Source organism: Flavobacterium sp., assembly GCF_965277525.1.
Lineage (GTDB): Bacteria > Bacteroidota > Bacteroidia > Flavobacteriales > Flavobacteriaceae > Flavobacterium.
Genome location: NZ_CBDIDC010000002.1, coordinates 264,321 through 276,356, shown reverse-complemented (window position 1 = coordinate 276,356; position 12,036 = coordinate 264,321). Strand labels below are relative to the sequence as shown.

Below are 12,036 nucleotides of genomic sequence, written 5' to 3'. Positions count from 1 at the left end.
TGGTTTTTCAAAATTAAATCTTTTTAATGGTTTAGTATACTTCTCTTAAAGTTATAAATCTTACTTTTTTGATCTGTCATTTCAAAACTGCAACAACTAGAATATTAATTTTATTAGAAACTTTGCTTTTCACGAGAGTTGGTATGACGATGTTAAAATCACTGGCATTTACGGCAAAATTAGATACAATACTAATTCCAGATCCGGACATCATTATCCTTGCTTTGGTTATTATATCCTTTGATTTTCCATGAAGCTCTAACTTCCCTTTTATAGTAAAATCTTTAGCAGAATTGGTAAGACTGTTTAAATCAAAATCTTCTATTTTCCCTTTAAATATAGCTTTAGGGTATTGATCGCTCTCCATATAATTTTCATTGAAATGCTCTTCCATTAACGCAACTTTAAATTGAAATCCTTTCATCAATCCTAAACTTGCAATTTCTCCTGTTGTAGTATTCAATACAAAGGTTACATTGTTATTTGTAGCTTTAACCTCTTCAAAAGAAGCAACAGATGCTTCAAAAGTTATTTTACCTGTTTTACTGATCATTTTTTCTTGCGCCAGACCAATAGCGCAAGCATAAAGCATGGAAACGAGTATAATTTTTTTCATGGTTTTCTTTATATTATTATGTTAGTTTAAAAATCAATTTTTTGCTTATTTTAAAACAGCAATAATTTGAACCTTTACTCTATCATCAAGTTTATACTTGATAAGCGATGGAATTGGAATGCCAAAATCACTGGCATTAACAGCAAAATCTGAAATGATGGTAATTCTGGAACCTGTCCTGGTGATCTTTGCGCTCGCATTTATATCTCTTGATTTCCCATGAAGTTCTAAATTTCCTTTTATTAGGTAATCTTTATAATCTTCAGTTAAATTATTCGAATCAAACTTTTCTATTTTTCCTCTAAAAATAGCTTTTGGATATTTATCGCTCTCCATGTAATTTTCATTGAAATGTTCTTCCATCAAAGGCATTTCAAACTGAAATCCTTTTATCAGGGCTAAGGATGCAATTTCACCTGTTGCCGGATTTAAAACAAAAGTTACATTGGTATTGGTTCCTAAAACCGGCTGAAAAGACGGGACCGAAGCTTCAAAAGTGATTGTTGATGATTTAGTTAATATTTTTTCCTGCGAAAAAACAAGGAACGAAGCCAATATCATTGGCATTACTATGATTTTTTTCATGTTTTTTACTATGGATTATTGCTCTAATAATCCATCTTGTTCCCATTTTTTAATAACATCAATTGTGGTTTGAGGCAATCTTGGCCCTCCCTGTGGCATTAATGAACTATTTCCATTTTCTAAAGAAATCCGGTTGAGCAGCCCGCGATTTAAGACCGCATTTTTAACATGGTCATAAGTAACCAGGGACATAGGTGCCCCATTTTTGGGAACAGCTGCATGGCAGACAACACAATTATTATCAATGATGGATTTCACATTCTGATTGTATGTGGCAACGCCGGTAATTGGTGGAGTGTCAATTAAAGTACTGGGATTATCATCTGTACAACTTACTAGTAGTAAAGCAAATGATGGAATAAGCAAACGAGTTTTTAAATTCATGGGATTGGTTTTTAGTTTTAGAAAGGCTAAATGATTTTAATATTTAAAGCATTTTGAAATCATATACGGTGAAATGGATCATACAGATTTAATAACAGTCATATTTGATCATTTAAATCCAATAGGTATTTTTTAACGTAGATAATCCAAATACTAAAAACCAGCCATGAGAAAAAAAATACTTATTATTATTCCCCTCTTCCTGATAACCGGGATCTCAATTTACCTCTACAGTTACAAAGGTCATAGGAATATCGAATCAGAAACTGCAGATTATACTGTAACGGTTAAAGGACTCGAAAAAGAATTTACTTTCAATGACAGCCTTGCTACTGTCAAATACCAGGACAAAACAATTGAAGTAACTGCAATTGTAACAGCTGTTGAACCCGCGAGTAAGGGAATCGTTATTGACGAAAAGATATTTGCAACCTTCAAAGACAGTTTGCCCAAAGACATTGCAATTGGCAGAATGCTAAAAATTAAAGGACGGTTTTTAGGATATGATGAGCTCTTACAAGAATTTAAAATAGATCAATCCTCCCTTGTACACCAAAACAAATAACAATTAAAATTAACCACATGAAAAAGCTCATTCTATTATTGTTTTTATTTCCATTACTAACCTATTCGCAAGATGACCTATTATCCGGAGTTGAAGCGCAAATCACAAAAGAAAAGGTGGCATCTGCATTTAAAGCCCTGAAGATTGTCAATCTCGAATCGACCAAACTGGCGGCAAAAGGAGATTTGTATTTTGTTGTAGCACACCGGTTTGGTTCTATAAAAGACGGCTTTGAGGGATTCTATGGACTGGATAACGCCAACACACAAATAAAATTCATATACGGATTGACCCCGGGGATTAATATAAGTGCCGCCAGAAGTGAATTTGCTTATGACTTTGCAACAAAATATATGTTATTGCCGCAAATAAAAGATGGATTTCCGGTGACTATTGCAGGGTTTAATAGTTTGTCTATCAACAACACGCTAAAGGAAAGTCTATATCCTAAACTTGAATTTAAAAATAGGCTCACCTATGTAGCCCAGCTTTTAATTTCCAGAAAATTCTCTGAAAAATTATCTTTAGAAATAGTTCCATCATTTTTCCATGAAAATTTTGTGCTCGACCCCGAACAGAGCAATTCACAATATGCCATTGGCTTTGGCGGTAGATATAAGTTTGCAAAACGCTGGTCATTGAATATGGATTATGCGGCACACTTAAACAGGGCGTCAAATTCTATTTATAAAAATCCATTATCCATTGGTTTTGACCTGGAAACCGGCGGACACGTTTTTCAAATGCATTTTACCAGTTCTCAAGCCATTGATGAAGCCGGATATCTTGGAAGAACTACGGGAGACTGGACTAAGGGAGATATTTTCTTTGGGTTTAATTTGGCAAGAGTTTTCTAAAAAACCCTGTAATTCAGCGTGTTGTTATTTACAATAAATCTAAACTACTATTTTATCAATTTAAATAAAACCAAGCCAAAAAAGGGTTCGTATATGATCTAGAAAACCTAAAATCATTTTAAAAATCAGCTTTATGAAAATTAACAAATTTATTAAAAAAGGCCTTTGGACGGGATTGATCATTTTGGTACTATTTTTTGCCATTTTTCTATTCCACATTATTACCGCTAAGCCTGCTGTTTATGAAAGCCCAAATCTGCAGGTAAGCCGAATTGATTTTAAAACAAACATAGATTCGGTGCAAGCCAAACAAATATGTTCAGATTTGAGATCTATCAAAGGATTAACCTCTGATTCTATAATCGTAAAAAGAAATGTGGTTGTTTACTTCCATAACAACAAGATCACGAATTCTAAAAAAGTATTTGACCAGTTGATAGCCATAGGACATTATGATGCTCAGCGTTATATTTTACCGGAAAATTTGGCTGGCAAAGAAGTTTGTCCAGTGAATCAAAATAGTTTGAGCTACAGATTGTCTCAAAAACTAAACCGTTTTTTTAATTAACCTTTAATATTTTTATTATGAAAATTTATTCCAAAATTACACTTAGTGTATTACTCGCAGCTTCTGCAACCCTGGCTTCGTGCAGTAGTAATGATGATGACGCCCCGGTAACTCCTCCTGTAAAGGCATCTATTTACGAAAGATTAGGCGGAACTAAAATGGTTTCAGATCCAGATAACGCCGGCCAAATGATCGAGCAGGGGCGTTTGAGTTTCCGCAAGGTGGTAAATTCAACTATAGGATTAATTGTTGCCGACGTTCAGTCGAATGCAGCGGGGAATCTACAAGCGCATTTTGCCCCGGTATTAGCCGAAACAGGAACTACCCAGTCTACAAATATTGCTAAACTATCGGACAATCTGACTGATTTCTTTTCGTTTAACACTGGTGGTACAAATGCCGTAAATACCTATTCTGGTTTGAATATGGTAGCTGCGCACGATCCTGCGAAAAATCCTCGCATGGGGACAAAATCAAGTACTGCGGATTATACAAAATTTGAAGGATATGTAGGAGCAGCTGCAAATGCAAATGGTGTAGCTTCAAATACAGAGCTTTATACAGATATTGTTGCGGTCTTAGAATCACTTAGAACTCCAATAGTTCAAAAATAATTTCTCTTAAACGCTACCTATTTTTCAGGTAGCGTTTTATATTTAAATCCTGCCGGCAACTTATAATGCAATTATGTGTGAATCCATTATTCTTTAGCATTAAAGGAAGTTTCATCGTGTTTTACAATAACCTACTAATATTTTTTTGAACTTTAAGAAGAGCATAATATGGAAAAATATAACATGTCCAAAAATACCACCTTTTATGCTTTAGGCTTAAGTTATAAAAAAGCAGATGCAGCAATTAGAGGGAAGTTTAGTTTGGATACTAAAGCACAATCTGATCTTTTGCTGCAGGCAAAGGCAGAAGGGATCGAATCATTAATTGTCACTTCTACTTGTAATAGAACCGAAATATATGGTTTTGCCAATCATCCATATGAATTAATCAAATTACTTTGTGAGAACAGCAAGGGCTCGGTAGAAGAATTTCAGCAAGTTGCTTATATATACAAGAATCAGGAAGCTGTGAACCATATGTTTCGAGTTGGAACAGGGTTGGATAGCCAGATTTTAGGTGATTTTGAAATCATTAGTCAAATTAAAATCGCTTTTAATAATAGCAAACGCGAGGACTTAATCAATACATTCCTGGATCGTTTAATAAACGCGGTTATACAGGCTAGCAAAAAAGTCAAAACAGATACTGAAATTTCATCCGGTGCCACATCTGCTTCATTTGCAGCTGTTCAATATATTATCAGAAATGTAGAAGATATTAGAAATAAAAATATCTTACTATTCGGGACAGGGAAAATTGGCAGAAATACGTGTGAAAATTTAGTAAAACATACAAAGAATACCCATATCACCCTTATAAACAGAACAAAGAACAAGGCCATCGAATTAGCTGGTAAACTAAACGTTATTGCAAAGGATTTTCTAAACTTACAAGAAGAAATAAAACAGACAGATGTGCTCATAGTTGCAACAGGTGCACAAAATCCAACTATAGACAAAGCACTACTTAACAGAAAGAAACCATTACTGATTTTGGACTTATCCATTCCACGAAATGTAAATCCAGATGTAGCGCAAATTCCAGGTGTAACTTTAATACATCTCGATTATTTGTCTCAGGTTACAGATGATACGCTTGAGAGAAGAAAACAACATATTCCTGCTGCAGAAGCTATTATTGAGGATATGAAATTAGAATTCAATACATGGATGAATACTCGAAAATATGCGCCAACTATCCATGCGCTAAAAGCTAAACTAAATGATATTGCGGCAAGCGAATTGGCTATTCAGAGAAAGAAAACAAGCAATTTTGATGTCGCTCAGATTGATTTAATCAGCGCCAGGATCATTCAAAAAATAACAAACCACTTTGCAAGCCACTTGAAAAATGAAAATACTTGCGTGGATGAAAGTATTGACTTTATTGAAAAAGTATTTCAAATTGGACAGCTCGCGCCAACACACGCTTCTTCTCAAATTGAAAAAACATATAAGATCAATCTTTCATAGACGTTATTAGGTTTTGCAAACAATTTTCGATCTGTATTAGAAATACCCAAATAAGTTAGCAAATTTGATCCTGAAACTTGCTGTAAATAACTATTGATGTATAAAAGTTCAATCCCAACAGGACATCCAAACCAAATTAGTAATAGCCAATCTTTTCAAATCTTCCGTAAAAATTTATAGAAATTTGTACAGTAGAGATCACTATAAAAAGTAAAATCCTGAAAAATTTAGATTTTTCAGGATTTTTTTGTTCAAATTCATTTACAGATAACATATCGCTTTGTATTAAATGCTTTTTGATGATCTACCAGAGTGACATAAGTATTTTTGCGGTCTGTTATTCCCCCTATTTTTTTTGATTATCATTATACTTCAATACTTCTGATTCAATTTCCTGTATTGTTTTCTTTTTCCCTTTAGAAATCCATTCTAAAAGTTCTTCTTCAAAAAAATACAGCTTTTTACCATATTTATAGCACGGAATTTTTCTCTGCCTTACAAGAGCGTAAATTGTAGGCTTTGCTTTGCCTATTAGCCGGCTTGCTTGTTCAATACCAATAGGAATACTTTTTTCTTTCGATTCATACACCTGCACATTCTGAATCAGAAGTTTAATCTCGGCAATTTCTTTCACTAAGTGTGCTACTGCTTTGGGCAGGTTTTCAAAAGAGATTTCATTTGTATCCATAGCTATCGTTTTTAACAGTTATGATGCAAATGAAAAAAGTGTTTCTGCTGTGTCCTTCTTCACAGCAAAAACACTTGAAAAACACAGTGCTTTATACCTATTGGCATTTAAAAATCTGTAAAATCATCTATTATCTTTATAAGACCTTTATGTTCATCATCTTTGAGATGCGTTTTAATGCTGTTCTGCTCAACATCTTTTAAAGCATCGGCAAAAGTCAGCTTTAAAAATTGTGCGGCTCTGTCCTGTCTGCTGGCTTTAAAGCAATTCCAGATATTCCAGCCAAAATGATACAGATCCAGATTGGACAGATCTTTTACTTTGATCGGTTTAATCTTTTCAAAATTTAGGACTTCAGCATATATGATTATATTTCTGCCCAATTGTTCCAGATCATCATCCGACACGTACAGCGCAAACTCCTGCTGCGCATAACGGATGGCAGTATCAATCCTGGCCTGTTTTTGATTTTTAATTGCATTTTGCTGCTGCTCCCTTAACTGCTGAATATCGATGACAGCATTTTTATTTTCAGGCATTTCGGGCTTAATTAAAGCATCCTGTGGCTCCTCTTCTATTTTTTCAAGGTTTTCAACTGGAATGCGACTTTCAGGCGATTCATTTTTTTTTGCCTTCAAAAAACAATTCACCAATCTCTCAGCCAAATCGTTTAGAAATAAACTTAGAATTGCAAACATTAAAACTCCAAATCCAGTGCTGATCCAAAAGAAAACGCCGGCCGTATATTCATCGGCGCCTTTTTCCAGCAGCACCAGTCTTCCAATTACACCGACAAAGACACAGACTAAAAAAACAGACAGGTAAACTGTGATATATTCAAAGTACTTTATTTTCATTGCGCTCTTTTCTTTAAAGATTCCAATTGTATTGCCTTCGAAGCTCTGTTTTTCTTCTCATCTATTACTTTAGCGTAGATTTGAGTAGTTTTTACGTTGGTATGCCCCAGCATTTTACTGACCGTATAAATGTCTGTCCCGCTGGACAGCTGCAGTGTTGCAAATGTATGGCGGAAGCAGTGGAAGGTAATGTTCTTTTTAATGCCGGCAGATTCAACCCATTTTTTCAGAGGCCTTGAAATCCACGACGGGTCCATCAGATCCTCAAACACAAGCTGCCCGGGAAGCCTTGGCTCTCCGCAGAGATCTAAAGCCTGCTCAGAAATAGGCATATATTCGACACCCCTTGTCTTTTTCTGCGTAAAATGCAGTTTGGCCATGCCGTCTTCCATGCTTATCTCTTTCCAGCGGAGCTTCTGAATGTCGGAATGCCGCAGGCCGGTAAGCGCTGAGAAAAGCGCGGCTCTTTTAAGGACATCTTTTTCACAGGGCGTTTGGGCCAATCCGTTCAATTCTTTAATGGTAAGATATTCGCGTCTTGATTCCTGCTCAGGTATGCCTCTTACTTTTGAAGATAAATCAACGGTTAGATATCCATCAATAAAAGCCTGTTTCAAAGCGGCTTTAAATATGGAAAAATACCTTGCTGCAGTGTTACGGGAAAGTATTCCTTTTTTGCCTCCTCCGAGCGGCGCAGCCAGCAGAAACAGCTTAAAATCTTCCGCCATTCGGCCGTCAATCTGGGAAAACATCAGCCTGCCTTTGGAATAGCTTTTTAAAAACTCTCTGGTCCGCTCCCAATTGATCATAATGGATTTTGAGCTTCGGGCATGCCTTTTTGCTGCCACAGAGGCAATGTATTTGATAAAATCCTCTTTTGCTTTTTCTTTCTGCTGAACCAATAGGTTCTCAGCATCACTGTACAGATCTGTATTATCATATTCTTTCTGCCTGATTTTACGCACTCCGTCGGCATAGAGCATAATTTCACGGTCGGTTTCGCTTCTGGTGATTATTATTCCGTTATCGCTGCGTCTGGGCTTATAGGATTTTATGCCCTGCGCATCCGTACGAGCGGTTCTCTGCTTGTCCCACTCCACGGTTTTTACGGTTCTGTTTAAGTATTCACGGATTCTCTGTGGCGTTTTCTTTCCGGAAACCTCAACAGGATAGCTTTCTATGTAGACATACCATTCCTCTCGGTCTTCTGCTTTTCGAAGACGCACAGTCACCTTGGTTTTTGCTAATTGTTTCATATAAAATCATTTCCGTTATACAAGTTATCAATTTCGCTTTTTGGAGCATATACATGCTTTCCAATCTGCCTGGTAGGTATTGAATATTTCCTTATATGGCTGTAGACAGAACCTTCAGATATCTGAAATCTCTGAGCAATTTCACCAATCGAATAGCAGTCTTCTTTTTCAAGGCTGTATAATTTTTTCTTCGGTGCGCTCTCAGCCTGCGGCAGGCTTCGGGCAGGGCCGAACATCCCTTCCATGACTCTGCGGTCGATCCTTACAAGGCGGGTTCCCAAATTAACTGAAGGAATTTTTCCCTTTTCGACAAGCCTATAGAGTGTCTTTTTGGCAATCCCAAAAAGCATGCCAGCTTCAGGGACAGAAATAAATGCCCTGTTCTGGGGTATTTTATCTACCAGCGCTTTGATCCCCACTTCCTTTTTAAGCCGTATCATCTTCTGTTTGTATGCTTTTTTACTGCATACATGCGAGCAGTAAACAGAAGTCACGGTTTTAGGCAGGAATTCTTTCCCACAATTAAGACATTGTTTATCAGATCTTTTCATAGTCTTTGTCTCCCATTAAGGTACCATAAGGGTACATAAGGGACACTTTGTCCCCCTTTAAGTGCCGGTACAAATATGGTACAAATATATGATAAAAAACGATTAAAAAACAGCAGAAACAAAAATGCATAAAAAAGAAAAACCGCTGTAAACTTTACGTTTACAGCGGTTTAGCACTTATTGTTAACTGATATTAATCAGTACTTATTTGACTTCTTCGAATTCAACGTCTTCAACATTGTCACCTTGCGATTGCTCTTGTTGTGGAGCAGCAGCTTGTTGACCTTGATCTCCTTGAGCATACATAGCTTCTGTAGCTGTTTTCCAAGCTGCATTGATGTTGTCAAGAGCCGTTTGAATAGCTGGAATGTCTTGAGATTGGTGAGCCATTCTCAATTCAGTTAAAGCGTACTCAACAGCAACTTTATGGTCGTCAGCTAATTTGCTTCCTAACTCTTTCAATTGACTTTCTGTTTGGAAAATCATGCTGTCAGCTTCGTTTAATTTCTCAGCTCTTTCTTTAGCTATTTTGTCAGCGTCAGCGTTAGCTTCAGCATCTTTTTTCATTTTTTCGATTTCTTCAGCTGTTAATCCAGAAGAAGCTTCGATACGGATATCGTGAGATTTTCCTGTTCCTTTGTCAGTTGCAGAAACTTTGATGATACCATTTGCATCAATATCAAAAGTAACCTCGATTTGAGGAACTCCTCTTGGTGCTGGTGGAATACCATCTAAGTGAAAACGACCGATAGTTTTGTTATCAGCAGCCATCGCTCTTTCTCCTTGCAATACGTGAATTTCAACAGATGGTTGAGAATCAGCAGCAGTAGAGAAAACTTGTGATTTTTTAGTTGGAATAGTTGTGTTAGACTCAATTAATTTAGTCAATACACCACCCATAGTTTCGATACCTAAAGATAAAGGTGTAACGTCAAGTAACAATACATCTTTTACATCTCCAGATAAAACTCCACCTTGAATAGCTGCTCCAATAGCAACAACCTCATCAGGATTAACTCCTTTAGATGCTTTTTTACCAAAGAATTTCTCCACTTCATCAGCGATTCTTGGCATACGAGTAGAACCTCCAACAAGGATTACTTCGTCGATATCAGATGTAGATAAACCTGCATCTTTTAATGCTTTAGCAACTGGCTCCATAGAACGTTTTACTAAAGAATCAGTTAATTGCTCAAATTTAGCTCTTGATAATTTTTTTACTAAGTGTTTTGGTCCTGAAGCAGTAGCTGTAACGTATGGCAAGTTGATTTCAGTTTCTGAAGAAGAAGACAATTCAATTTTTGCTTTCTCTGCAGCTTCTTTCAAACGTTGCAATGACATAGGATCCAAACGTAAATCAATACCTTCTTCAGCCAAAAATTCATTAGCTAACCAGTCAATGATTTCGTGGTCAAAATCATCTCCACCTAAGTGAGTATCACCATTTGTAGACAATACTTCAAATACACCGTCTCCTAATTCAAGAACAGAGATATCAAAAGTACCTCCACCTAAATCGTAAACAGCAATTTTTTGATCAGTTCCTTTTTTATCTAATCCGTAAGCTAAAGCTGCTGCTGTAGGCTCATTGATGATACGCATCACTTTAAGACCAGCAATTTCTCCAGCTTCTTTTGTAGCCTGACGTTGTGCATCGTTAAAGTAAGCAGGAACAGTAATAACTGCTTCAGTTACAGTTTGACCTAAATAGTCTTCAGCAGTTTTTTTCATTTTTTGAAGAGTCATTGCTGACAATTCCTGAGCAGTATATAAACGACCGTCAATATCCACACGTGGAGTATTGTTGTCCCCTTTTACTACTTTGTAAGAAACTCTTTTTGCTTCGTTTGTAGTCTCAGCAAAAGTGTGTCCCATAAAACGTTTAATAGAAGCAATCGTTTTTGTAGGATTCGTTACAGCTTGTCTTTTTGCAGGATCACCTACTTTAATTTCTCCACCTTCAACAAAAGCGATGATAGATGGCGTTGTTCTTTTTCCTTCTGCGTTAGGAATAACAACTGCTTCGTTACCTTCCATTACAGAAACACAAGAGTTCGTCGTACCTAAGTCAATTCCGATTATTTTACCCATTTTTTATATATTTAATTTTGATATACTAATTTTATAACTCAGGTGGCATAAGTCAATCTTTGTGCCAATATAAAAAACCAAAGAAAAATGTCAGTTTTACTGTCGGCACGCTTAAAACAATCTGACAACATGACATTTTTAAAACCTGACATTCGTGGCATATCAGCACTTTAAGTGTCATTATCAGGAGCTATTCCCGCTATCCGCTATATCTTTTATGGCGAACACCGCCATAAAAGGATGTCGCTTCTATCGGGGCTAGGGGCGTCATTTTCATTAGAGATTTATGCATGATTAATGTTTAAATAGTTATTTTAGCCCAAACAAAGTTCATACTTATACGTCATGATAGAAAAATTAAAAAACGATTTTGCAGAGCACTTAAAAAAAAGCAGACGCTCAAAATTAGAAATAATAGAAAAACTCCCTTTTTCAATAGAATCCAAAAATGAAATAGGCAGAAAAATTATAAAAGATATTATAGCTTCTAAAAATAGTGATGACATGGAGTTTTGTCTTTTATTACTTTGGGTAATAGACGAAGATGATGACTGTATAGATCTGCTTCACGAAATATTATTAGAACCTTGGCATGAAAAATATCACGATATTATTCACAATTTGCAATGGAGACAGCACCCATCAAGCGTACCTGCAATTAAAATCGCAATGCAACAGAAATTTCCTTTTCTAGAAGCTTACAGCACCGGAACAGGACAATTTATAAATCAGTGCGGACATGCTTTAAAAAGTATTGGAACAAAAGAAGCTATTGATGCGATAAAAGATTTAGCAGAAAACTCAGAAGATCCTATTATTAAAGTAGAAATGATTTACCGACTTAGTAAAATATTTCCAACAGATCCCCCTAAAGATGAAGAACTCCCAAGATGGTATGACTTCGATTAATCAAAATCAACTATAACATTAC

At 36.1% G+C, this 12,036-nt stretch carries 14 protein-coding genes; 6 read left to right on the top strand and 8 right to left on the bottom strand.

Going from position 1 to position 12,036, the window contains the following annotated elements; translation table 11 throughout:
- Nucleotides 1–76: 76 nt before the first annotated feature.
- The 3 genes from ACQY44_RS03420 to ACQY44_RS03410 are packed head-to-tail and all read right to left on the bottom strand — an operon-like array spanning nucleotide 77 to nucleotide 1,585.
- Nucleotides 77–616: a YceI family protein gene (locus ACQY44_RS03420; RefSeq protein WP_428229016.1), complete on the bottom strand. Its 540-nt coding sequence runs from the start codon at nucleotides 614–616 to the stop codon at nucleotides 77–79.
- A 45-nt stretch (nucleotides 617–661) separates the two neighbouring features.
- The gene (locus ACQY44_RS03415; RefSeq protein ID WP_056191597.1) at nucleotides 662–1,201 is read right to left on the bottom strand and encodes a YceI family protein; all 540 of its coding nucleotides are present in this window, start codon (nucleotides 1,199–1,201) and stop codon (nucleotides 662–664) included.
- A 15-nt stretch (nucleotides 1,202–1,216) separates the two neighbouring features.
- Nucleotides 1,217–1,585 (bottom strand): hypothetical protein, encoded by a 369-nt coding sequence (locus ACQY44_RS03410; protein WP_428229015.1) that lies wholly within the window; start codon nucleotides 1,583–1,585, stop codon nucleotides 1,217–1,219.
- Between the two features lie 166 nt (nucleotides 1,586–1,751).
- Here ACQY44_RS03410 and ACQY44_RS03405 point away from each other — a divergent pair, with 166 nt between their 5' ends.
- From ACQY44_RS03405 to hemA, 5 genes are all read left to right on the top strand, one after another.
- Nucleotides 1,752–2,150, top strand: coding sequence for an OB-fold protein (locus ACQY44_RS03405; RefSeq protein ID WP_056251076.1), 399 nt, complete (start codon nucleotides 1,752–1,754; stop codon nucleotides 2,148–2,150).
- A 17-nt stretch (nucleotides 2,151–2,167) separates the two neighbouring features.
- Complete coding sequence (locus ACQY44_RS03400; protein ID WP_428229014.1) at nucleotides 2,168–3,007, top strand: DUF5777 family beta-barrel protein; 840 nt, start codon at nucleotides 2,168–2,170, stop codon at nucleotides 3,005–3,007.
- 133 nt (nucleotides 3,008–3,140) lie between these two features.
- The gene (locus ACQY44_RS03395) at nucleotides 3,141–3,575 is read left to right on the top strand and encodes a hypothetical protein (RefSeq protein ID WP_035688602.1); all 435 of its coding nucleotides are present in this window, start codon (nucleotides 3,141–3,143) and stop codon (nucleotides 3,573–3,575) included.
- A 17-nt stretch (nucleotides 3,576–3,592) separates the two neighbouring features.
- Entirely contained in the window at nucleotides 3,593–4,189 is a 597-nt protein-coding gene (locus ACQY44_RS03390) for a hypothetical protein (RefSeq protein WP_035688600.1), read from the top strand.
- A 168-nt stretch (nucleotides 4,190–4,357) separates the two neighbouring features.
- A complete protein-coding gene (gene hemA / locus ACQY44_RS03385) occupies nucleotides 4,358–5,662 on the top strand; it encodes a glutamyl-tRNA reductase (protein WP_428229013.1) in 1,305 nt (434 codons plus the stop codon).
- A gap of 346 nt (nucleotides 5,663–6,008) precedes the next feature.
- Here the strand turns inward: hemA and ACQY44_RS03380 are convergent, their stop codons facing one another.
- From ACQY44_RS03380 to dnaK, 5 genes are all read right to left on the bottom strand, one after another.
- The gene (locus ACQY44_RS03380) at nucleotides 6,009–6,350 is read right to left on the bottom strand and encodes a helix-turn-helix domain-containing protein (protein ID WP_035688596.1); all 342 of its coding nucleotides are present in this window, start codon (nucleotides 6,348–6,350) and stop codon (nucleotides 6,009–6,011) included.
- Nucleotides 6,351–6,457: 107 nt separating this feature from the next.
- Complete coding sequence (locus tag ACQY44_RS03375; RefSeq protein WP_428229012.1) at nucleotides 6,458–7,207, bottom strand: hypothetical protein; 750 nt, start codon at nucleotides 7,205–7,207, stop codon at nucleotides 6,458–6,460.
- On the bottom strand, nucleotides 7,204–8,463 hold the full coding sequence (locus ACQY44_RS03370) for a tyrosine-type recombinase/integrase (RefSeq protein WP_428229011.1): 1,260 nt from the start codon (nucleotides 8,461–8,463) through the stop codon (nucleotides 7,204–7,206). The genes ACQY44_RS03375 and ACQY44_RS03370 overlap by 4 nt, the downstream gene beginning before the upstream one ends.
- Entirely contained in the window at nucleotides 8,460–9,014 is a 555-nt protein-coding gene (locus tag ACQY44_RS03365; protein ID WP_428229010.1) for a helix-turn-helix domain-containing protein, read from the bottom strand. The genes ACQY44_RS03370 and ACQY44_RS03365 overlap by 4 nt, the downstream gene beginning before the upstream one ends.
- A gap of 204 nt (nucleotides 9,015–9,218) precedes the next feature.
- Nucleotides 9,219–11,105 carry a molecular chaperone DnaK gene (dnaK, locus tag ACQY44_RS03360; protein ID WP_428229009.1) on the bottom strand — a complete coding sequence of 629 codons (1,887 nt, stop codon included), beginning with the start codon at nucleotides 11,103–11,105 and terminating at the stop codon, nucleotides 9,219–9,221.
- Nucleotides 11,106–11,450: 345 nt separating this feature from the next.
- On the opposite strand from dnaK, the gene ACQY44_RS03355 reads away from it, so the two are divergent.
- Nucleotides 11,451–12,014: a hypothetical protein gene (locus ACQY44_RS03355; RefSeq protein WP_428229008.1), complete on the top strand. Its 564-nt coding sequence runs from the start codon at nucleotides 11,451–11,453 to the stop codon at nucleotides 12,012–12,014.
- Nucleotides 12,015–12,036: the final 22 nt, after the last annotated feature.